This window comes from Microbacterium testaceum, assembly GCF_001476655.1.
Lineage (GTDB): Bacteria > Actinomycetota > Actinomycetes > Actinomycetales > Microbacteriaceae > Microbacterium > Microbacterium testaceum_C.
This window is the reverse complement of sequence record NZ_LDRT01000077.1, coordinates 1-20,960: the sequence shown is the minus strand read 5'-3', so window position 1 is coordinate 20,960 and position 20,960 is coordinate 1. Positions and strand designations below refer to the sequence as shown.

General features: G+C 70.6%; 18 protein-coding genes. 12 read left to right on the top strand and 6 right to left on the bottom strand.

Annotated features, from left to right (window positions below):
- Positions 1 to 23 precede the first annotated feature (23 nt).
- Genes NS220_RS11640 through ccsB form a run of 5 tightly spaced genes read left to right on the top strand, consistent with a single transcriptional unit; the run spans position 24 to position 4,763 of the window.
- On the top strand, positions 24 to 668 hold the full coding sequence (locus NS220_RS11640) for a histidine phosphatase family protein (protein ID WP_058624219.1): 645 nt from the start codon (positions 24 to 26) through the stop codon (positions 666 to 668).
- A complete protein-coding gene (locus tag NS220_RS11635) occupies positions 668 to 1,261 on the top strand; it encodes a TlpA family protein disulfide reductase (protein WP_058624218.1) in 594 nt (197 codons plus the stop codon). Before NS220_RS11640 ends, NS220_RS11635 begins: the two co-directional genes overlap by 1 nt.
- Positions 1,258 to 2,007 carry a cytochrome c biogenesis CcdA family protein gene (locus NS220_RS11630; RefSeq protein ID WP_058624217.1) on the top strand — a complete coding sequence of 250 codons (750 nt, stop codon included), beginning with the start codon at positions 1,258 to 1,260 and terminating at the stop codon, positions 2,005 to 2,007. Before NS220_RS11635 ends, NS220_RS11630 begins: the two co-directional genes overlap by 4 nt.
- The gene (gene resB / locus NS220_RS11625) at positions 1,988 to 3,745 is read left to right on the top strand and encodes a cytochrome c biogenesis protein ResB (RefSeq protein ID WP_058624216.1); all 1,758 of its coding nucleotides are present in this window, start codon (positions 1,988 to 1,990) and stop codon (positions 3,743 to 3,745) included. The genes NS220_RS11630 and resB overlap by 20 nt, the downstream gene beginning before the upstream one ends.
- 4 nt (positions 3,746 to 3,749) lie before the next feature.
- Positions 3,750 to 4,763 (top strand): c-type cytochrome biogenesis protein CcsB, encoded by a 1,014-nt coding sequence (ccsB, locus tag NS220_RS11620; RefSeq protein ID WP_058624215.1) that lies wholly within the window; start codon positions 3,750 to 3,752, stop codon positions 4,761 to 4,763.
- 126 nt (positions 4,764 to 4,889) lie between these two features.
- On the opposite strand, the gene NS220_RS19770 is transcribed toward ccsB, so the two are convergent.
- From NS220_RS19770 to NS220_RS11605, 3 genes are all read right to left on the bottom strand, one after another.
- Positions 4,890 to 5,783 (bottom strand): endonuclease domain-containing protein, encoded by an 894-nt coding sequence (locus NS220_RS19770; RefSeq protein WP_058624214.1) that lies wholly within the window; start codon positions 5,781 to 5,783, stop codon positions 4,890 to 4,892.
- A 216-nt stretch (positions 5,784 to 5,999) separates the two neighbouring features.
- A complete protein-coding gene (locus NS220_RS11610; RefSeq protein WP_058624213.1) occupies positions 6,000 to 8,600 on the bottom strand; it encodes a YhgE/Pip domain-containing protein in 2,601 nt (866 codons plus the stop codon).
- Positions 8,597 to 11,506 carry an MMPL family transporter gene (locus tag NS220_RS11605; protein ID WP_058624234.1) on the bottom strand — a complete coding sequence of 970 codons (2,910 nt, stop codon included), beginning with the start codon at positions 11,504 to 11,506 and terminating at the stop codon, positions 8,597 to 8,599. The genes NS220_RS11610 and NS220_RS11605 overlap by 4 nt, the downstream gene beginning before the upstream one ends.
- Positions 11,507 to 11,626: 120 nt before the next feature.
- Here NS220_RS11605 and NS220_RS11600 point away from each other — a divergent pair, with 120 nt between their 5' ends.
- Positions 11,627 to 12,253, top strand: coding sequence for a TetR/AcrR family transcriptional regulator (locus NS220_RS11600; protein ID WP_058624212.1), 627 nt, complete (start codon positions 11,627 to 11,629; stop codon positions 12,251 to 12,253).
- Here the strand turns inward: NS220_RS11600 and NS220_RS11595 are convergent.
- Positions 12,240 to 13,241, bottom strand: a complete 1,002-nt coding sequence (locus tag NS220_RS11595; RefSeq protein WP_058624211.1) for an o-succinylbenzoate synthase — start codon at positions 13,239 to 13,241, stop codon at positions 12,240 to 12,242. The genes NS220_RS11600 and NS220_RS11595 overlap by 14 nt on opposite strands.
- 47 nt (positions 13,242 to 13,288) lie before the next feature.
- Here NS220_RS11595 and NS220_RS11590 point away from each other — a divergent pair, with 47 nt between their 5' ends.
- Positions 13,289 to 14,086, top strand: a complete 798-nt coding sequence (locus tag NS220_RS11590; protein ID WP_058624210.1) for an LLM class F420-dependent oxidoreductase — start codon at positions 13,289 to 13,291, stop codon at positions 14,084 to 14,086.
- A 31-nt stretch (positions 14,087 to 14,117) separates the two neighbouring features.
- Here the strand turns inward: NS220_RS11590 and NS220_RS11585 are convergent, their stop codons facing one another.
- Positions 14,118 to 15,251 carry a Fic family protein gene (locus NS220_RS11585; RefSeq protein WP_058624209.1) on the bottom strand — a complete coding sequence of 378 codons (1,134 nt, stop codon included), beginning with the start codon at positions 15,249 to 15,251 and terminating at the stop codon, positions 14,118 to 14,120.
- 161 nt (positions 15,252 to 15,412) lie between these two features.
- On the opposite strand from NS220_RS11585, the gene NS220_RS11580 reads away from it, so the two are divergent.
- From NS220_RS11580 to NS220_RS11570, 3 genes are read left to right on the top strand one after another with little or no spacing between them, the layout of a single operon-like run.
- Positions 15,413 to 16,315 carry a 1,4-dihydroxy-2-naphthoyl-CoA synthase gene (locus NS220_RS11580; RefSeq protein ID WP_058624208.1) on the top strand — a complete coding sequence of 301 codons (903 nt, stop codon included), beginning with the start codon at positions 15,413 to 15,415 and terminating at the stop codon, positions 16,313 to 16,315.
- Between the two features lie 16 nt (positions 16,316 to 16,331).
- Positions 16,332 to 17,483 carry an AMP-binding protein gene (locus NS220_RS11575; RefSeq protein ID WP_058624207.1) on the top strand — a complete coding sequence of 384 codons (1,152 nt, stop codon included), beginning with the start codon at positions 16,332 to 16,334 and terminating at the stop codon, positions 17,481 to 17,483.
- 6 nt (positions 17,484 to 17,489) lie between these two features.
- Positions 17,490 to 18,461 carry a 1,4-dihydroxy-2-naphthoate polyprenyltransferase gene (locus NS220_RS11570; RefSeq protein ID WP_058624206.1) on the top strand — a complete coding sequence of 324 codons (972 nt, stop codon included), beginning with the start codon at positions 17,490 to 17,492 and terminating at the stop codon, positions 18,459 to 18,461.
- Positions 18,462 to 18,464: 3 nt separating this feature from the next.
- On the opposite strand, the gene NS220_RS11565 is transcribed toward NS220_RS11570, so the two are convergent.
- Entirely contained in the window at positions 18,465 to 18,803 is a 339-nt protein-coding gene (locus NS220_RS11565) for a DUF4229 domain-containing protein (RefSeq protein WP_058624205.1), read from the bottom strand.
- Positions 18,804 to 18,877: 74 nt separating this feature from the next.
- Here NS220_RS11565 and NS220_RS11560 point away from each other — a divergent pair, with 74 nt between their 5' ends.
- Positions 18,878 to 19,282 carry a PLD nuclease N-terminal domain-containing protein gene (locus tag NS220_RS11560; RefSeq protein ID WP_058624204.1) on the top strand — a complete coding sequence of 135 codons (405 nt, stop codon included), beginning with the start codon at positions 18,878 to 18,880 and terminating at the stop codon, positions 19,280 to 19,282.
- A gap of 3 nt (positions 19,283 to 19,285) precedes the next feature.
- The coding region (menD, locus tag NS220_RS11555; protein ID WP_058624203.1) for a 2-succinyl-5-enolpyruvyl-6-hydroxy-3-cyclohexene-1-carboxylic-acid synthase at positions 19,286 to 20,960 on the top strand (1,675 nt) is incomplete at its 3' end.

The window sequence follows — 20,960 nt, the reverse complement described above, 5'->3', positions numbered from 1 at the left end:
GAACCCGCACGTAGACTGAATCGGTGCCCGCGGATCGCCTTCATCTCGTGCGCCACGGGGAGGTTCACAACCCCCGTCGCGTGCTCTATGGTCGGCTCCCCGGGTTCGGTCTGAGCGTCGACGGGCGTCGGATGGCTCGCCAGGCCGCGGAGTACGTGCACGGGCTCGATCGGCCTGTCTCGGCCCTGATCGCCTCGCCGTTGCAACGCACGCGCGAGTCGGCCGAGCCCTTCGCATCGCTGTTCGGTATCGAGCCGGTGATCGATGAGCGCGTGATCGAGCCGACGAACGTCTTCGAGGGGCGCCGCATGAAGCGCGCGCTCGCCAACCCCCTCAACTGGCGGCACCTGCGTCAGCCCGACGTCCCGAGCTGGGGTGAGCCGTACGCCCAGGTCGTCGCCCGCGTGACCGCCGCCATGGACGACGCCGGGGACCGCGTGCCGTCCGGCGACGTCGTCATCGTGTCGCACCAGCTCCCCATCTGGGTGACCCACCTCGCCCTCTCCCTCCAGCCCACCCGCCACGATCCCCGCAAGCGCCGCTGCGCGCTGTCGAGCGTGACGAGCTTCGAGCGGCGCGACGACGCCGACGGCTCCCGCCGCTGGGTCGAAGTGGCCTACGCGGAACCGGCGAGCACCGCCGGGGCCGTCGACGTAGGAGCCGTGTGATGCGCCGAATCCTGTCCGCCGCCGTGGTCGCGGTCCTCGCCGTGAGCCTGGCCGCCTGCAGCGCCGACCCCCTGGCCGAGCAGTACCGCGCGGGTGACAACAAGGGCTACATCGCGGCCAACGGCTTCCAGACCCAGGAGATCGCGCCCGATCAGCGCGGGGAACCGGTCGAGTTCACCGGCACGCTCGACAACGGCTCGCCCGTCTCGAGCGGCGATTTCTCGGGCAAGGTCCTCGTCGTCAACTTCTGGTACGCGACGTGCGGACCGTGCATCATCGAGGCGCCGCGCCTCGAGCAGGCGTACCAGTCGTTCCAGGGCCAGGACGTCGCGTTCCTGGGCATCAACACCTACGACCAGGGCCCGACCGCCCTGTCGTTCGCGCGCGACAACAAGGTGTCGTACTCCAGTGCTCTCGCGGTCAACGACGCCGAGCTCAAGCTCGCGTTCAACGACAAGACCCCCCTGAACGCCACCCCCACCACCCTCGTGCTCGACAAGCAGGGTCGCGTGGCGGCCCGCATCATCGGCGAGCTCCCCGAGGCGTCGATCCTCGAGTCCATGGTGCGCACCGTGCTCGAGGAGAACGCGTGAATCCGGGCGCTCTCGTCTTCGACGGGGCGTTGTGGCTCGCGATCCCGGTCGCTCTCGCCGCGGGTCTCATCTCCTTTCTGTCGCCCTGCGTGCTCCCCCTCGTGCCGGGATACCTCGGCTTCATCGGCGGTGCCGTGGCTCCCCGGGGGAGCTCGGCATCCGGTACCGGTCGAGGGCGCCTTCTCGGCGGAACCCTGCTCTTCATCGCGGGATTCACCGTCGTGTTCATGGCGCTCAACGTGCTCGGCGGCGCCGCGGGGGCGTTCTTCACCCGCTATGCCGACGTCATCACGCGGGTCGTGGGCGTCGTCATCATCCTCATGGGCCTCGTGTTCATCGGACTCTTCGGGATCGCCCAGCGCTCCGTGCGGATGCAGGCTCGCGGCAACCTCGGGCTCATCGGGGCACCGCTGCTCGGCATCGCCCTCGGCGTCGGTTGGACACCGTGCATCGGCCCGACGCTCACCGCGATCATCTCGGTGTCGTACAACCTCGGCGACCCCTGGCGGGCCGCGCTGCTGGGCCTTGCCTACTCGCTGGGCCTCGGCATCCCGTTCATCCTGCTCGCGCTCGGTTTCGGCTGGGCGACGCGCTCTGTCGCGTTCATCCGCAAACACATCCGGCTGGTCAACCTCATCGGCGGTGTGCTGCTGATCGTGCTCGGCCTGCTCATGGTCGTCGGCGTCTGGGGCACCTGGATGTCGACGCTCCAGGGGGTGATGCTCAATGTCCAGCTCCCGCTCTGATCGAGGTGGCACCGTGACCGAGCCGACCGACGGCGTTCTGCGCCCGTCCGATCACGCCGACTCCGCGGCTCCCTCCGACGGCGGCGATGACATCACCCAGCCGCGCCTCGGCCCCGTCGGGTGGATGCGCTGGGGGTGGCGCCAGCTCACGAGCATGCGCACCGCGCTCGTGCTGCTGCTGCTCCTCGCGATCGCGGCCGTGCCCGGATCGATCGTCCCGCAGCGCAGCGCCGACCCCAACGGCGTCACCCAGTACTTCACCGACAACCCCGACCTCGCGCCGGTGCTCGACAAGCTGAGCATGTTCGACGTGTACACGTCGCCGTGGTTCTCGGCGATCTACATCCTGCTGTTCATCTCGCTGATCGGGTGCGTCCTGCCCCGCACGAAGCACCACTGGAAGGCGCTGCGCTCGCAGCCCCCGCGCACGCCCGCGCGGCTCGGTCGTCTCGACGACCACCGCGACGTGACCGTGACGGTGCCGGAGGGACAGGATGCCGCGGCCGTCGCCGCTGCGGCCGTCGAGAGCGCCGCCGCCCAGCTGAAGAAGAGCGGTTACCGCGTCGCGCGGTACGACGGACGCGGGTCGTTCTCGGTCTCGGCCGAGCGCGGATACCTGCGTGAGACGGGCAACCTCGTCTTCCACGCGGCTCTCGTCGGTGTGCTGATCGCCGTCGGCGTCGGCGGAGGCTTCACCTACACCGGCCAGCGCGTGCTCGTCGAGGGTCAGGCCTTCGCGAACAGCCTGCTCGACTACTCGTCCTTCAACCCGGGTCGTTTCGTCAGCGGCGACACTCTGACGCCGTACTCGATGACGCTCGACAAGTTCGACGTGAACTACGTCGCACCCGGCCAGCCCGGCGGCGGGCAGGCGGGCGACTTCGTCGCGCACATGACCACGCAGGCGCCCGGCGGTTCCCCGCAGGACGGCGACATCCGCGTGAATCACCCGCTCGACGTCCAGGGCGACCGGGTCTATCTGCTGGGCAACGGCTACGCCCCCACCGTGACGATCCGCAACGCCCAGGGCGAAGAGGTGTTCCACGACTCGGTCGCGTTCCTGCCCCAGGACGCCAACATGACCTCGCTCGGCGTCATCAAGGTGGCGGACGGGATGCCGGAACAGCTCGGCCTGATCGGGTTCTTCTACCCGACGATGAACGTGCTCGACTCGGGGGCCCTGACCTCGACCTACGGCGCCCTCGAGTACCCGGTGCTGACCCTCCGCGTGTACGCGGGCGACCTCGGCATCGACGACGGAACGCCCCGCTCGGTGTACACGCTCGACCCGAGCAACATGCAGCAGCTGGCCGGTGGCGACAGCGGCACTCCGGCGCTCCGGCTCATGCCCGGGGAGACGCAGGATCTGCCGAACGGTCTCGGCACGATCACCTTCGACAACGCGGCCCCCGCCGGAGCCTCGGGATACGACGGGTCGGTCAAGCGCTTCGTGTCGCTGTCGATCCACCGCGACCTCGCGGGGCCGTGGGTGCTCGCGTTCGCGCTGCTCGCCCTGTTCGGCCTGCTCGCCGCGCTGTTCGTTCCGCGCCGGCGCATGTGGGTCAAGGCGACGCCCCGCGGCGGCACGGTGCACCTGGAGTACGCCGGGCTCGCTCGCGGCGAGGACCCGACACTCGCCGCCGCCGTCGACCAGATGGTCGAGAAGCATCGCGGCTCGCTTCCCGCCGAATCCGCATCGACCGACCCGTCCCGACCCGACACCGGAAAAGTAGACTGACACCATGCCCGGACCGAACTCGATCTTCCTCGACGAGATCTCCCTTCTCCTCGTCTGGACGGCGGTCGGCGTCTATGTGCTGGCTTTCATCGCCTACGCCATCGACCTCGCGCGCCGCTCCGACCTCGCGCTGAAGGCGAAGGACCAGGTCGTCGCGCGCGAGCTCGTCACGGCGGGCGGCGGGGGAGTCCTCGATACCTCGGCCGGGGCCCCGGCATCCGGTCCCTCGTTCACCGACAAGCCGCGGTATCTGTGGGCGCGCATGGGGACGGCGCTGACCGCGCTGGCGTTCCTGTTCCACCTCGCCGCGACGGTCCTCCGCGGTCTCGCCGCGGGGCGCGTGCCGTGGTCGAACATGTACGAGTTCGCCCTCACGGGCCTGCTGCTCATCGTGATGGTCTACCTCATCTCGCTGACGCGGTACGACCTGCGCTTCCTCGGGTCGTTCATCTCGGGCCTCGCGATCGTGCTGCTCGGTGGCGCGACCCTGGCGTACCACGTCGACGTGACGCCGCTCGCCGACCCGCTGAAGTCGGTCTGGCTCGTCATCCACGTCTTCGTCGCGATCCTCGCGACCTCGCTGTTCGCCCTCGCGTTCGGGCTGTCGGTCGTGCAGCTCCTGCAGACGCGACGCGAGCGCAAGCTGATCGGTGCGCCTGTCGAGGCCGCCGGTCGCCGCAGCTTCCTGCGGACGCTGCCCTCGGCGGACGCCCTCGAGTCCCTCGCGTACCGCTTCGCGATCATCGGGTTCATCTTCTGGACCTTCACGCTCATCGCCGGTGCGATCTGGGCGAACGACGCCTGGGGTCGCTTCTGGGGCTTCGACACCAAGGAAGTCTGGACGTTCGTGATCTGGGTCCTGTACGCCGGGTACATCCACGCCCGCGCGACGCGCGGCTGGCGCGGAACCCGCTCCGCCTGGCTGTCGATCATCGGTTTCTCGGCCGTGCTGTTCAACTTCACGATCGTCAACGTCTTCTTCAAGGGCCTGCACGCGTACAGCGGTCTGACCCAGTAGGCCAGGGCGCCGCCGCGCCCCGCGCGCCCGCGCCCCCGCGCCCGCGCGCCCGTTGAGTGTCCAAGACACGCCGCAACACTGAGTCGAGTTACGGCGTGTCTTGGACACTCAACGGGGTGGGGCGTCTCAGGGGCGCCAGCCGGCTGTGCGCAGCGCAGCCGTGACCGGGGCCACGACGTCGCGTTCGGGGTACTCGAGGTGGTGGGCGACGACGCGGATGAGGGTCCATCCCCGCGCAGCGATAGCGCGCCAGCGATCGGCATCCTTCCGGAACTGCTGGGCGTCCGCGTGCTGTCGTCCGTCGTACTCGACGGCCACGCGGTGGTCGGGATAGGCCATGTCGAGCCGGGCGACGAACGCGCCAGACGGGTCGCGGAGCGTCCAGTTCAGGTCGGGTTCGGGGAGTCCCGCCCGGACGAGGATGAGTCGGACGTGCGACTCGCGTGGCGATTCCGACCCGGGGCGGGCGAGGTGCGCGGCTGACCGCAGGGCGATGATGCCCCGGTGGCGGTGCTTTCCCGCGGCCGCCGAGAGGGCGGAAGGGGGAACGTCGTGGGCGAGGAGCCAGTCCGCGATCGCCACGAGGTCGGCCTCGCTGACGACCGCGGCAAGGTGAGTCCAGGTCGCGACCTTCGCTGTGACGGGTAGGCCATCGAGCGTCGTGATCTCGTCGAGAGGGAGGGCGAGGCGATGACCCACAACGCCCTTCGTGCGCGGCTCTCTGGCGGGAGGGACGGCGCTGACGTGAAGAGTCTCGTCGTGCCGAAAAGCCAACGGCATTCCCCAGAGGCGTGCTGCTGTCGCGTGGCTGAAGAACTGGCCCGGGCGCAGTCTGGGGAGGTAGGTGCGACAGCGTTCGAGGACGGAGTCTTGGGGCGCATCCGCAGATGCGCGCACGCCGTGGAATGGTGCGTTCAGATCGCGCGCGATCAGTCGGCGGCGCGGGACCTCGAGTTCGTCGGCATCCTTCACGTGGAACGCCGCACCGAGGTTGACGGGCAGGGGCCGGGGTCGTCGCATTGCGCCATCTCACCGGACTTCCGTCCAGCGCCTCACCGACTCACTCTCACCTGTGGAGAGGACACCGCCCTGTGCAGAAGGAGTCGCTCCGTCTGCTCGCATCGCGTCGTGTATGGCCGCACCCCGTCGAGTGTCCAAGACACGCCGTTATGGAGGTGGCGGTTACGGCGTGTTTTGGACACTCAACGAAGGAGACGGGGGCGAGGGAGCCCCCGTCTACGCCGCGGCGAGCGCGGCGGCTGCGCGAGCCGAGGTCGTGCGGCGCCGCACGACCACCAGGGTCGTCACGACGAGCGCCAGCACGGCCCAGACCGCGAGTCCGGCGATGCCGGCACCGACGCCGCCGGCCGACGTGAGGGTGCCGAGCATCGCGGTGTACGCCGGCGAGGTCGGCAGCAGCGACGCCAGGGCCGCCAGCACCGGCGGCACCGTCGAGACGATCGTCGCGGCGAGAGCCAGGCTGCCGATGATCGCGGCGATCCATCGCCCCGCTCCGCCGAACAGCGCGACCAGGGCCTGGTGCACCGCGGCGAACGCGACGCCCGCCGCGACGGCCACGAGCGCGAACAAGGCCCAGTCGCCCCAGTCGTACTTGGATGCCACCTGCACCACTCCCGCGACCAGCAGACCCTGCACGGCACCGACGAGGGCCGCCGGCGCGAAGCCGCGGAGCGCGACCAGAGCCGAGGGACGACGGCTCGTCAGCGCTCGTGCCGAGACCGCCTGGAAGGCCACGAACGACGCCAGCCCCCCGAACCACAGCACGGCCATCGCGAGCAGCGGCACGGCCGCACCCCCGAAGAGCGAGTCGCTGACGCCGGTGGCCGACACGGGATCGGCGACCACGTCGGCGAGGCTCGTCGCCTGCGCATCCGAGTACGTCGGCAGCTGCGACACGGCGCTGTCGAGCCCGGAGGCCAGCGACGACGTTCCGGATGCCACCTGCCCCACGCCGTCGGCGAGCTGGCCGGCACCGTCCTCGGCGCCCTGGGCTCCGTCTGCGAGCTTCGCGGCGCCTCCCGCGGCGCCGTCCGCACCGGTGACGAGCTGCCCCGCCCCATCGGCGGCCGTGCGGGCGCCGGTCGCGAGGGCGCCCGCGCCGGCGGCAGCGGTCTGCGCGCCGTCGGCGAGCTGGCTGGCGCCGCCCGCAGCCGTTTGCGCTCCGTCGGCGAGCTGGCTGGCGCCGCCCGCAGCGCTTTGCGCCCCGTCAGCAAGCTGAGCAGCCCCCTCGCGCGTCTGACCGAGGCCGCTCGCGAGTTGCGACGCGCCCGAGCCGAGCTGCGAGGCGCCGGTTCCGAGCTGACGCGCTCCGGAGCCGAGGTCGCTTGCTCCGCTGGCGAGACCATCGATTCCGCCGGCAAGCGTGTTCACACCCGTCTGCGCCTTCCGGGCTCCGTCGGCGAGCGCATCGGCCCCGTCCGCGAGCTGCGAGTTGGCGTCGGCGATTGCTCGGACTCCCGCGGGGAGTTGGGCTGCCTGACCGGCGATCGTGCCGATGTCCGTGACGGTCTGCTGCGCTTTGGGGAGCTCGGCGTTGGCGCGGTCGGACGCGGCGCGCAGTTGCGCGCACAGTTCGGGAGTGGCGGCGGCGTCGCACCCGTCGGCGAGACGCTGCAGGTCTCCCGCCGCCGTGCTCAGCGCCTCGCTCACTTTCGGTGCCGCCGCAGCCACATCCTCGGCGGTCTGTGCAAAGCCCGGGGGAATGGCATCCGCGATCTCGTTGACCTTGGTCGCGAGCTGGCGGTTTCCGTTCGCGATCTTGTCAGCACCGGTGGCGAGATCGCCGACCCCGGTGGCGGCCTCACGTGTACCGTCAGCGAGCTTCGTCGCGCCACGAGAAAGGTCGTCCGCTCCGCTGGCGAGGCCGTCGATGCCGCCGGAGAGTTGCCCGGCGCCCTTCGCCAGGCCGTCTGCGCCGGTGGCGAGTTGTCCGATGCCGCCGGAGAGCTGGTCGGCGCCGGTGGCGAGTTGTCCGACGCCGCCGGAGAGCTGATCGGCGCCGGTGGCGAGCTGGCCGACGCCGCCCGAGAGCGCGCCGGCGCCGGTGGCGAGCTGGCCGACGCCGCCCGAGAGCTGGTCTGCTCCCGTCGCGAGCTGGCCGACGCCGCCGGAGAGCGAGCCCACACCGGTGGCCAGCTGACCGAGACCCGTCGAGAGGTCGCCCGCCCCGCTCGAGAGCTGCCCCAGGCCATCGCGCAGCCCGTTCGCGCCGGTTGCGGCTTGCCCGGCGCCGTCGGCGAGCTGGTGCGCCCCGCTGGCGGCCGTGCCGAGTTGGTCGCTCAGCTTCGTGAAGCCGAGGAAGACGTTCTTGAGGTACTGCGACGACAGTTCGCTGCCGTAGACGCTGGTGGCGGTGGATGCCAGGGTCGCGGTGATCGCGCCGTCCACCACGCGCGCGTTCGGCGCGGTGACGACCCCGATCGTCGCCTTGACCGGAGTCTCGCCGGGTCGCGTCGAGAGGGAAGCGGCGGTGAAGTTCTCGGGGATCGTCACGACCGCGGTGTAGGTGCCGTCCTTGAGCCCCGCGGCGGCGTCGGAGTCGTTGGAGATGACCCAGTCGATGTTGCTCGACTGGTCATCGGCTCCCTTGACGAGTCCGCCGGTGAGCTGGCGACCGAGCGGCACGAGCTGTCCGTTGAGCTCGACGGCCTTGTCGTCGTTGACGATCGCGGCCGTGATGTTCTGCAGCCGGTCGGTGGGGTTGTACAGCGCACCGACGAGGATGCCGCCGATCACGGCCGGCAACAGGAGCACCCCGACGAGGGTGCGCCAGGTCACGGGGCGGCGGGAGCGCGAGCGCTCGACGGGGAGAGTCATGCGAACACCTCGGAGAGATCGGCGAAGGTTTCGGGTTCGGTGTGGTGCCGACGCGGCGTCGGGAGGGCGAGGGATGCCACGTCGGGGCGCAGGGCCTGGGACAGGAGCGCGAGGGCCCGGCGTTCGTCGCGCGCCGAGACGATGAGCGTGAACGGTGACGACGCGTCGCCGGAGCGTTCGCGTGCCTCGGTCGCCGCGCGCCGCAGCACGTGCGCCACCTCGTCGCGGGCGTCGTCATCGAGACGGTCGACGTCTGTGACGACCACGATGCGCGTACCGCGCCCCACGGCGTCGGCCACCGTGCGTGCCGCGTCGGCCGTGTCGTCGAGGAGGGCCACCCCGACGCGGGCCCGGGCGGCTCCCGCGCGCTCGGGCACCAGTAGGCCGTCGACGCGCAACCGCCCCTCGATTCCGGCGAGGCGCCCCGAGAAGGCGAGCAGCAGGGTGCGGGTCGTGCGGCTCTCGCCGGTGACCAACAGGGTGCCGCCGTAGCCGAGGCGCAGCGAGATGTCGCGGAACACCGGCTCCTCGGCATCCGTAGAACCGGGGGCGCTCAGCTCATCGGCGGCGACGGCGATCGCGGGCTCGCTCGGCCAGTCGGCCAGGCGCACCTCGCGCTCGACCGCCTCGCCCTCGACGTCGAGCTTCGGCAGCAGGCGGTCGAGCCAGCGCGGCATCCACCAGGCCTTGTCGCCCAGGAGGGCCAGCACGGCCGGAACGAGCGTCATGCGGACGAGGAACGCGTCGACGGCGACACCGACGGCGAGGCCCAGGGCGATCGGTTTCAGGCTCGAGTCGCCCTCGGGCACGAACGCGACGAAGACGGCGAACATGATGACGGCCGCCGCGACGACCACGCGAGCCGAGCCCACGAAGCCGCTGCGGACGGCACCGAGCGCGACCTCTCGAGGCGTGCGGCCCTCGCGATTCGCGTGGACGTAGTCCTCTCGCATGCGCGAGACGAGGAAGACCTGGTAGTCCATCGCGAGGCCGAAGAGCACGCCCATCACCACGATCGGCATGAAGCTGATGATCGGGCCGACCTTGGCCACGTGCAGGGCGTCGGCGAACCACCCCCATTCGAACACCGCGGCCACGACGCCGAAGGACGCGGCGACCGACAGGAGGTACCCGCCCGCGGCGGTCAGCGGCACCCAGATCGAGCGGAACACGATCATCAGCAGCACCAGCGAGAGGCCGACCACGAAGACGCCGAACGGGAGGAGGGCGGCGCCGAGCTGGTCGGAGATGTCGATCGTGACGGCGGTGTAGCCGGTCACGAGCAGGCGCACGCCGAACTCGTCGTACAGGCGCTGCTCCTGCGAACGGAGCTCCCGCACGAGGTCGGCGGTGCGCGGGTCGTCCGGGGCCGTCTCGGGGATGATCTGCACGATCCCGGTGTCGGCGGTCTGGTTCGGCGTCGCGAGAGCGACCTGGGCGACGCCGGGGATCTTCGCGATCTCGTCGCCGATGTCCTTCATGAGGTTCAGCGGATCGTTCGAGGTGACGATCGTGCCGGTCATGATCAGCGGGCCGTTGGCGCCGGGGCCGAAGTACTCGTCGGTGAGCTCGTACGCGACGCGAGCGGGGTTGCCCGCCGGCAGCTGTCCGGCGTTGGGCAGGGTGAGGGCGAGGCTCGCGGCGGGGATCGCCGTGACCCCGAGCAGTCCGATGACCGCGACGGTGGTGACGACGGGATGCCGGGTCACAAGGCCGACCCAGCGACGAGCCGGGCCGTTGCGCTGGGCGCGGATCGACGCGGTCTCCGCCTTCTTCTCACGCTCGGCGGCGTCGGCCGCGGCGGCGGCCGCCACCGCCGCCTCGTCGGCAGGGCCCGCGGCCGCACGAGCACGGCGCGACTGCTTCTTCGGCTTCGCGAAGCCCCACCCGACCACGCGGTGACCGGCGAAGCCGAGGAAGGCCGGGGTGAGGGTCAGCCCGACGCACACGGCGATGGCGACGGCGACGGATGCCGCGATCCCCATCGTGGTGAGGAAGGGGATGTTCGCGAAGCCCAGGCCGATGAGGGCGATGAGGACCGTGATCCCGGCGAACACGACGGCGGAACCCGCGGTGCCCACCGCGCGGGCGGTGGACTCCTCGGGGTCCATCCCCGCGCGGGTCTGGTCTTGATGTCGCGACACGATGAACAGCGCGTAGTCGATGCCGACGGCGAGTCCGAGCATCACCGCCAGCAGCGGAGTGGTCGAGGACACCGTCGCGAAACCGGTGGCGATGAAGATCAGGGCCACCGAGAGGGCGACGCCGAGCAGGGCGGTGGCCAGCGGCATCCCGGCCACGAGGAAGGAGCGGAACGTCACCATGAGCACGAGGGCCGCGATCACGACACCGAGCGCCTCGGTGAGGGACGCACCAGGAATCTCGGTGGCGAAGAGCTGTCCGCCGAGGATGGCCTGGGAGCCGGACGGGAGGGCGGAGCCGAGGGCGGTCGTCTCCTCGTGCAGGGCGTCCTCGGTCGCCTTCGGGACGGCGGACGCCTCACCCGCGAACTGGATGCGGACGATCGCGGCGCGGTTGTCGTCCGCGATGCTGCCCGAGATGTTCGCGTCGTAGGGGTCGGTGACGGCCTCGACGAAGTCGAGCTTGCCGACCTCGGTGGTCGTCTTCTCGATGGCATCCTGATACGCCTGATCGCGCACGCTCGCGCCATCGGCTGCGACGACGATGATCTCGGCGCTGGCACCGCTCACCTGGGGGAACGTGCGGTCCAGCATCTCGAGACCGGCCTGCGATTCGGTGCCGGGGATGGTGAAGGTGTTGTCCGTTCCCTTGGCGAGCAGGGCGACGCCGCCACCCGCGAGCACGAGGATGAGCAGCCACGCGGACAGGACACGCCAGGGGTGGCGGAACGACCAGCGACCCAGGGTGTAGAGGAAGGTTGACACGGTGGCGGCTCCCACGATCGGCGGACAGTCGATACATCGCCGTATCGGATACAACAATGTATCGTAATCGCCAGAAGGAGACTCCAACCTGAGTCTCGCGTGTGAAGCAGGAGAACGCGGATGACCGATACCGTCCCGGCGCCGTCACGGCGACGAGAGAACACCCGGACGCGCCTCATGGACGCCGCGGCCGAGATGTTCGCGGAAGTCGGCATCGACGCCGCCTCGGTCGAGGCCATCTGCGAGCGGGCGGGATTCACCCGCGGCGCCTTCTACTCGAACTTCGCCTCGAAGGAGGAGCTGTTCCTCGCGCTGTGCGCGCGGTCCGCCGAGACGACCATCGCCGCGGTCCGCGCGCGCGTGACGTCGATCGAGGACCGAGGGCTCGAAGGGGCAGGCGATGTCCTGCAACTCGTCCAGGAGGTGCTCGAGGCGACCGGCGAGGACCGTCTCGATGTGCTCCTCGGAGCGGAGACGCGTCTGCAGGCGCTGCGCAACCCCGAGTTCGCCGAGGCCTACCTGGCGCTGAACCAGGGGTTGGGAGAGAGCGTCACGCAGCTCGTTCGCGACATCGCCGACGCTCGGGGACTGTCGCTGCGCGTGCCCGCCGAGGTGGCGACGGAACTGCTGCTGGCCGTGTGGATCTCGACGTCGGAGACCGCTCTGATCACCCATCAGGCGGCGACACTCTCGCGTGGACAACTCGCCGAACGGCTGTCTCAGGTGGTCGGTCTCATCCTCGAGTGAGCAGGAGCGCGGCGTGGCAGCGCCGTAGCCGGTCGAGCCACCACTGCCGACGATCGTCGTCGGCCGCGACACGGTCGAGATCGGCGGCCGTCGGGCGGGGCCGTTCGACGGGCAGGACTCCGTCCCGGGCGCGGAGCGGGGATGCCACGACGTCGGCCGTGAAGAGCGCGGCGGTGCCGAGCCCGCAGTCGTAGTCGAGCGCGGGAAGCGCCGCGGCCAGGGCGACGCCCATCGAGAGTCCGATCGACGTGTCCAGAGCGCTCGAGACCACCGCGGGCAGTCCCGCCTGCGCGACGACGTCCAGCGCCGCGCGTACCCCGCCGAGCGGTTGGGCCTTGATGACGAGAAGATCCGCCGCCCCCGACCGCGCGACCCGCAGCGGATCATCGGCCTTGCGCACGCTCTCGTCGGCGGCGATCGGGATGTCGAGGTAGGCGATGCGCTCGCGCAGCTGCGCGAGTTCTTCGACCTCGGCGCAGGGCTGTTCGATGTACTCCAGGTCGAATGCGGCCAGGGCGTGCACGGCTCGTTCGGCCTCGTCGACGTTCCACGCGCCGTTCGCATCGATCCGCACGCGACCCTCGGGACCCATCGCCGCGCGCACCGCGCGCACCCGCGCGACGTCCTCGTCGAGCACCTGCCCCGCCTCGGCGACCTTGACCTTGACCGTCCGGCATCCGTCGTAGCGGGCCAGGATCCGCGGGACCTCGGATGCCGCCACGGCCGGCATCGTGGCATTGACGGGGATCGCGTCGCGTCGAGGTGACGGCGCGGGATTCCAGCCGAAGTCGAGGGCACCCGCGAGCCACGTCGCCGCCTCGGCGTCGGAGTACTCCACGAAAGGCGAGAACTCCGTCCAGCCCTCGGGTCCCTCGAACACGACCGCCTCGCGGGTTTCGACGCCGCGGAAGCGGGCGGCAAGCGGCAGGGCGACGACCCGCGCCGTGGCGAGGATGTCGTCGATCGGGGGGAGGGGGGCGGTGCTCATCTCCCCATCCTGGCCCCCGTGTCGGCGGTCGGGAATAGGCTGACGCCATGCTCTTCGACACTCCGGTCCGCCTCGGCGTCCAGATCCAGCCGCAGCACGTCCAGTACTCCGACATCCGCGACGCCGTCTTCCGTCTGGAAGAGATGGGGGTCGACATCCTCTTCAACTGGGATCACTTCTTCCCCCTCTACGGTGACCCCGACGGCGAGCATTTCGAGTCGTGGACCATGCTCGCGGCGTGGGCCGAGCAGACCGAGCGCGTCGAGTTCGGCGCGCTGGTCAACTGCAACAGCTACCGGAATGCCGACCTGCAGGCCGACATGGCCCGCACGATCGACCACATCAGCAAGAAGGGCGGCGACACGGGGCGATTCATCTTCGGCACCGGCTCGGGCTGGTTCGAGCGTGACTACGACGAGTACGGCTACGAGTTCGGCACCGCGGGCTCCCGTCTGAATGCCCTCGCGACCGACCTCGACCGCATCGTCGCCCGCTGGGGCACGCTCAACCCCGCACCGACGCGTCACATCCCCGTCATGATCGGCGGCAAGGGCGAGCAGAAGACCCTCCGCATCGTCGCGCGGCACGCCGACATCTGGCACAGCTTCGTCACTCCCGACGAGCTGCCCCACAAGCTCGGTGTCATCGAGAAGTGGGCCGAGACCGAGGGGCGCGACCTCTCGGGCCTCGTCGTCTCGAACGAGCTGAAGGACCGCGACGAGTCCGACGCCGACGCGCTGTTCGACGCCGGTACGCGCCTGTTCACGCTCGGCTTCTCGGGTCCCGAGTGGGACTACTCGCTCATCGAGCGCTGGCTGACCTGGCGCGACGGCAAGAACGCGTAGGAAGCAAGAACGCGTAGGAACAGCTGATCGCTCAGTCGTCGGCGAGCATGCGAGGCAGGTAGCCGAGTGCGTCCAGTCGACGGATGAGTCTCGGTGCGAGGGGGCCGCGCGACAGGGACAGCCGGTAGAAGCGCGGCCCCTCCTCCGCGTACTGCAGAAGATTGCGTTCCCGGAGCCCACGGATGAAGCGGGAGCGGTGTGCGGCGCTACCGCGCACCGCCTCTTCGAGATCGCCGGCTTTCACGACGCCCCGCTCCAGAGTCACACGCAACGCGGCGTGAGCTTCTCGGCTGACCACGCCGTCATGCAGCAGGCTGTCGAGGGCGGGCCCGACCAGGCGGTCGATGACGAACGCGTGACGTTGAAGTTCGATCAGCCGCGCGACGTCGTCCCGGATGCCTGCCACGAAGAATTCGGCCCACGCGATCGTTCCGTCCGCGGTCAGGTCGTCCGCTCGTTCGAGGGCAGAGATGTAGGCGTCACGGTCGTTGCCGAAGACCGCCGTCGGATTGAGCGCACTGTAGCCGCGCGTCGCGAAGATCGTCTTTCGCAGCATCGCGTAGGTGAAGAGGCGCGATACGCGCCCGTTCCCGTTGCGGAACGGGTGGACCCACACGAAGCGGTGATGAGCGATGGCGATCTGCAACATCTGCTCGTGGAGCGGGCGGTCTTCGTTGGCGAAGTCGAGCAGCGCCGACATCTCGGCGTGAACGGTCACCCAACTCGGCGGAGTATGGCTCGATGCGGTGATCGCGACGTCGACCTCGCGATAAGAACCCGGTGTCGGGTCGCCCTCGCGGACGAGCCCGTCGACGGTACGGCGATGGATCTCTCGGATGAGGCCGTGCGTGAGTGCGGCGTCGGCGGGCAGACTGTCGATGAACCGCGCGGTCTCGGCGATGTTCTTGATCTCGCCGAGCTGATCCGCGGTGGATGAGACGCCGCTCTCGATCTGGTCCAGGGCGTCGTAGACCGTCGTGCGGTTGCCTTCGATTCGTGCGGATACGACGCTCATGACGACGTCGAACAGGTGATGCAACTCGAGAGAGGTGTCTCGCGGGGTGTCTCCGGTGCCGATGTCAGAGCGAAGCCGTTCGATCTCGAACAGGATCGCCACGAGTTGCGACTCGAAGTCCAAGCGAGGGATCGTGTACTTGTCTGTCATGGTCCTCTCATTTGTCTATCGAGATGGAAATATTTGCGTGCATGACGACAAGTTCGTTGTCTTCGCGGCTTTTATTCCTGTGTTCCATGCCGGATTAATTGCATCCACCGTACGCTAGAACTTGCGCGCGTCGTATCCGCAACGTGCGCAGGGAGGTTCCCATGACCGTCTCCGAACTCTTCGACCCCGCCGAGTGGACCCTCGCGCCCGGTGCCGAGCGATACACCGACATCACCGCGCACGTCAGCACCGACGGCCGGATCGCGCGCATCGCGTTCGATCGTCCCGAGGTGCGCAACGCCTTCCGCCCGCACACGGTCGACGAGCTCTACACGGCGCTCGACATCGCGCGCCAGGACCACCGCATCGGGGTCGTGCTGCTGACGGGCAACGGCCCGAGCCCGAAGGACGGCGGCTGGGCATTCTGCTCCGGCGGCGACCAGCGCATCCGTGGCCGCGACGGGTACAAGTACTCGCACGAGGAGCACGTCGTCCACGACCCGGGCCGTGCCGGTCGCCTGCACATCCTCGAGGTGCAGCGCCTCATCCGCTTCATGCCCAAGGTCGTCATCGCCGTCGTCCCCGGGTGGGCCGCGGGCGGCGGCCACTCGCTCAACGTCGTGTGCGACCTCTCCATCGCGAGTGCCGAGCACGGGCGCTTCAAGCAGACGGATGCCGATGTCGGATCGTTCGACGCCGGCTACGGCTCGGCCTACTTCGCGCGTCAGATCGGCCAGAAGTTCGCGCGCGAGATCTTCTTCCTCGCCGAGGAGTACTCCGCGCAGCGCGCGTACGAGCTCGGGGCCGTCAACCGTGTCGTTCCGCACGCCGAGCTCGAACGCGAGGCGATCGCGATGGCCCGCACGATCCTGACCAAGTCGCCGACGGCGATCCGCATGCTGAAGTTCGCCTTCAACGCCGTCGACGACGGTCTCGTGGGGCAGCAGGTGTTCGCCGGGGAGGCGACCCGGTTGGCCTACGGCACCGACGAGGCGGCTGAGGGACGCGACTCCTTCCTCGAGAAGCGCGACCCCGACTGGTCCGACGTGCCGTGGCACTACTGAGCGCCGGAGTCCGCTCGTGAGGCTCGAGCCTCCGGCATCCGGTGATCCCCGCGATGTCCTGCGGGCGTTGCGGGCGGCGGTGCTCGGCGCCGGTCCCGCGGTCGCCCTCGGCGGGGTGGGTCTGCCGACCGAGGTCCCCGCGGGGACCGCGGCGGTCGTGACGACCTCCGGATCGAGCGGGGTACCCAAGTCGGTCGTGATCTCCCGCAATGCCCTGATCAGCAGTGCCTATGCCACCGCCGCGCGCATCGGCGAGGGCGCGTGGCTGCTCGCGGTGCCCGCGACCTACGTCGCCGGCGTCCAGGTGATCGTCCGCGCCCTGCTCGCCGACCGCGAGCCCGCTGTCGTCGCCGGTCCCTTCCGCCCCGAACCCTTCGCGGCGGCCGCTCTCGGCATGGCCTCGCACGAGGGCGGAGCTCGCGTTCCGAGCTACACCTCCCTCGTCCCGGCGCAGTTGCAGAGACTCCTGGATGCCGCGGAGCACGACGGCACGGTCGCCCAGGCTCTGCGTTCGTTCGAGGCGATCCTCATCGGCGGTCAGGCCCTCGCTCCCGCAGTGCGGGAGCGGGCCCTGGCGGCGGGGGCGCGTATCGTGCGCACCTACGGCTCGACCGAGACGAGCGGCGGCTGCGTGTACGACGGGGTCCCGCTCGACGGCGTCGATCTCGCGATCGTCGACGGGGAGGTACGGCTGTCCGGCCCCTCGCTCGCCGACGGCTACCTCGGCGAGCCCGAACGCACGGCATCCGTGTTCCCTGTCGACGACGAGGGGCGACGCTGGTACCGCACCGGGGACGGGGGCGACATCGTCGACGGGGTGCTGCGCGTGACCGGTCGCCTCGACAACGTCATCGTCTCGGGCGGGGTGAATGTGTCGCTGGATCGGGTGGAGGCGGCGGTGCGCGGCATCCGTGGTCTCGAATCGGCGGTGGTCATCGCGATCGCGGATGCCATGTGGGGGCAGGGTTCCGCGGTGATCGTCCCGGGGCTCGCCCCCGACGCCGAGGACGAGACGCTCGCGCGCGTGCGTGACGCCGTGGCCGCAGAGGTGGGGCCGGTGGCACGCCCGGCGCGCGTGATCGCTGTCGACGAGCTCCCGACCCTGACCTCCGGCAAGCCCGATCGCGCGGCCCTGGCACGGCGGTTCGGCGGGGCGGGCTTAGGATGACCCTCCGTGGCAGCACAGTCTCGCAAGCGTTCGCGTCCGGCACAGAAGCGTCGTCCCCACGGCAACCCCCAGAAGCACAAGAGCGGGGCTCCGCAGGCCGTCGCCCCCGCGACGGCGCGTGACTGGGTCGCCGCCGCGCGGTTGCGGACGCTGCCGCTCGCGATCACCCCGGTGTTGATCGGTACGGGGGCGGCGACCCTCGTCGACGATCAGTTCCACTGGGCGCTCGCCCTCGCGTGCCTCGCGGTGGCGTTCGCCCTGCAGATCGGCGTCAACTACGCCAACGACTACAGCGACGGCATCCGGGGGACCGATGACGTGCGCGTGGGGCCGGGGCGTCTGACCGGCGGCAAGAAGGCGAAGCCGCGCACCGTGCTCCTCGTCGCGCTGGCGTTCTTCGCGCTCGCCGCGATCGTGGGTCTCGCGATCGTCGTGCGCACGGGCCAGTGGTGGCTGCTCGCGGTGGGCGCGGTCTGCATCGTCGCGGCCTGGTTCTACACCGGAGGAAAGCGTCCCTACGGCTACAACGCGATGGGCGAGCTGTTCGTCTTCGTGTTCTTCGGTCTCGTCGCGACCATCGGGACCACCTGGGTGCAGGTGCAGGCGATCCCGCAGGAGGCCTGGTTCGGCGCGGTCGCCGCGGGTCTGCTGGCGTGCGCGGTGCTGTTGGCCAACAACCTCCGCGACATCGATCAGGACCGCCTCGCCGGCAAGCGCACCCTCTCGGTGCTCATCGGTCGCCGCGCGACCCAGGCGCTGTTCACGCTGTTCGTGCTCGCGCCGTTCGGGATCTCGGCGTTCCTCGCGCTGTTCTACCCCGTCGCGTGGCTCACGATGATCGCGCTGCTGGGCGCGCTGTCGTCCGTGCTGATCGTGTGGACCTACCGGACGCCGCGCGAACTGATCACGGCGCTGCAGGTCACGAGCTTCACCTCGGTCGCCTACGGGGCGCTGCTGTTCTGGGCGTTCCTGGCCTGAGGCTCAGCGTTCGGTCGCGTCGGGCTTCGCGGGTTCGGCGGAGCTGTCGGTCGCGGGTGCCGAGGCATCGAGCACCGCGTCCTCCGCGTCGGCGTCCGCTTCGGCGCCGGTGCGGCGACCGCTCGCGGCGCGCGCCGCACGTCGCTCGGCGAGACCGCCGGTGACCTGATCGAGCGGGCGGCGGAGGAAGAGCAGCGACAGGCTGAGCCCGATCAGCGCGGCGAAGACGGCGGCGAGCCACGGCAACTCCTGGAACACCGGAAACAGCAGCAGGATGCCGAGCGGCACGACGAAGGCGAGCAATCGCAGCACCGTGTAGACGAGGGCCGAGCGAGCACGCATCTCCTCATTCTACGGCGCGGGCGTGCGCCGTCGGCGCCCGGCCCGTGTCCAGCCGGCGCACGTAAGATTGGTCCATGGCACGGCTGCTTCTCATCCTGGCGCTCGTGGCGACCGCTTTCTGGGTCTACACGATCGTCGATTGCGCCGTGCAGCCCTCGACGCGACACCGCGGCGTCAGCAAAGGCGCGTGGATGGTCATCGTCATCCTGCTGCCGGTGCTCGGCGGCGTCCTGTGGTTCGTCGTCGGCCGCGGTCGGGCGGGTGGCGCGGTGCTGCGACGTGCTCCCGATGACGACCCCGAATTCCTGGGGCGTCTGTCCCCCGCGGCGCGCGCCGACCAGGACGAACGCATCCGACGTCTCGAGGAAGAGCTGGCGCAGCTCGATTCCGAGGCCGATGACCCGCGCGACAAGCGCCCAAGGACCGGGGACGACCCCGGCGACGACGATGCCCGCGGACAGCGCGGCGCCGTCAGCTGAACCGTGAGCACGACTGCTGAGCGCGCCGCGGCGCCCTCCACCGACGCTGCTGCCGCTCTTCTGGCCGGCCTGGTTTCGCGGGGTGTCCGCCACATCGTCGTGAGTCCCGGTTCGCGCTCGCAGGCCCTTGCCCTGGTCGCGGCCGACCTGGAGCGCGCCGGCCTCGTGCACCTGCACGTACGGATCGACGAGCGCGTCGCCGGATTCACCGCCCTCGGCATCGGTCGCGAGACCGGCATGCCGGCGGTGGTCGTCTGCACCTCGGGCACCGCGGTGGCGAACCTGCTGCCGGCGGCTCTCGAGGCGCACCACGCGGGGGTGCCGCTGCTCCTGCTGACCGCGGACCGTCCGCCCGAGCTGCGTGGCGTGGGCGCGAACCAGACCACGCGCCAGCCCGGTCTCTTCCGCGCGGCCGCGCGGTTCGAGGCCGATCTCCCCGTCCCCGACGCGGTCGATCACGACGGCGCCGCCGAGCAGACCACCGAGTTCGACACGGTGGCCGCGACGGCCCTCTCCGCCGCCCTCGGCGAGGGGGCGCGCGCCGCAGGTCCCGTCCACCTGAACGTCCCGTTGCGTGAGCCGCTCGCCGGTGCCGCCCCGACGTGGCTGCTCGAGCGGTCGACCGCGCGCCCGCGGGCGACTCCGGCCGAGGCCGAGAGCGACGTCGAGGCCGAGGCATCCGGGGCTCTCTACCAGGGGGGTGGAGGGATCGGGGTGGCCGATGTCGCTCCCGAGACCGAGGCGGCCTTCCCGCTCGAGCTCGGACCCCGCACCATCGTGGTGGCGGGTGCCGACGCCGGTCCCGCCGCCGAAGAGCTCGCGCACCGGGGCGGGTTCCCGCTCGTGGCCGAGATCGTCAGCGGCGCCCGATTCGGCCGGCACGTCGTGCACGGGTACCGAGGGCTTCTGCGCGACCCGGAGCTGGGTGGTCGCGTCGAGCGGGTCGTGGTCCTCGGGCACCCCACCCTCAGCCGCGAGGTCGCGCTTCTCCTCGGCCGTGACGACGTCGAGGTGATCGCGGTGCGCGGCCCCGGCGAGCCGGTCAACCTCAACGGCACGACGCAGGGAGTGGATGCCGTCCGCGTCACGGCCGGCGAGACCGACCGCGAGTGGCTCGGCGAGTGGATGCGCGCGTCGCGTGCCGCCGCCGTGGACCTGTCGCCGCCCGCTCCCGACGCCGACGGCCTGGCCTCGGCCGTGCCGCACGAGCGCCTGGGCGCGATCAACGCCGAGGTCGAGGTCATGCGTGCCCCCCTCGACCGCGCCGCGCTCGTCGACGCGCTGTGGCGAGCGACGTGGCCGCACGATCGCCTGATGTTCGGGTCGTCGCGCCTCGTGCGCGTGGCCGACGAGCTGCTTTCGGGCAAGAAGGTCTCGGTGCACGCCAACCGCGGCCTCGCGGGAATCGACGGGACGATCGCCACCGCCACGGGAATCGCCCTCGCGAGTCAGATTGAGGAGCGCCCCGGTGTCACGCGCGTGCTGCTGGGCGACCTCGCGTTCCTCCACGACCTCGGGGCGCTGCTGCTGCCCCCGGGCGAGCATGAGCCGCGCCTGCAGGTCGTGGTCGGCAACGACGGCGGAGGGACGATCTTCGACGGCCTCGAGGTGGCCTCCGTGGCCGGCGACGAGGCGATGGACCGTGTGCGGGGTGTACTGCACACGGTCCATCGCCTCG

Coding starts and splice junctions, on each gene's coding strand:
- NS220_RS11635 (WP_058624218.1), top strand. CDS start 668: ATGCGCCGAATCCTGTCCGCCGCCGTGGTCGCGGTCCTCGCCGTGAGC.
- resB (WP_058624216.1), top strand. CDS start 1,988: ATGTCCAGCTCCCGCTCTGATCGAGGTGGCACCGTGACCGAGCCGACC.
- ccsB (WP_058624215.1), top strand. CDS start 3,750: ATGCCCGGACCGAACTCGATCTTCCTCGACGAGATCTCCCTTCTCCTC.
- NS220_RS19770 (WP_058624214.1), bottom strand. CDS start 5,783: ATGCGACGACCCCGGCCCCTGCCCGTCAACCTCGGTGCGGCGTTCCAC.
- NS220_RS11610 (WP_058624213.1), bottom strand. CDS start 8,600: ATGACTCTCCCCGTCGAGCGCTCGCGCTCCCGCCGCCCCGTGACCTGG.
- NS220_RS11600 (WP_058624212.1), top strand. CDS start 11,627: ATGACCGATACCGTCCCGGCGCCGTCACGGCGACGAGAGAACACCCGG.
- NS220_RS11595 (WP_058624211.1), bottom strand. CDS start 13,241: ATGAGCACCGCCCCCCTCCCCCCGATCGACGACATCCTCGCCACGGCG.
- NS220_RS11590 (WP_058624210.1), top strand. CDS start 13,289: ATGCTCTTCGACACTCCGGTCCGCCTCGGCGTCCAGATCCAGCCGCAG.
- NS220_RS11585 (WP_058624209.1), bottom strand. CDS start 15,251: ATGACAGACAAGTACACGATCCCTCGCTTGGACTTCGAGTCGCAACTC.
- NS220_RS11580 (WP_058624208.1), top strand. CDS start 15,413: ATGACCGTCTCCGAACTCTTCGACCCCGCCGAGTGGACCCTCGCGCCC.
- NS220_RS11565 (WP_058624205.1), bottom strand. CDS start 18,803: ATGCGTGCTCGCTCGGCCCTCGTCTACACGGTGCTGCGATTGCTCGCC.
- NS220_RS11560 (WP_058624204.1), top strand. CDS start 18,878: ATGGCACGGCTGCTTCTCATCCTGGCGCTCGTGGCGACCGCTTTCTGG.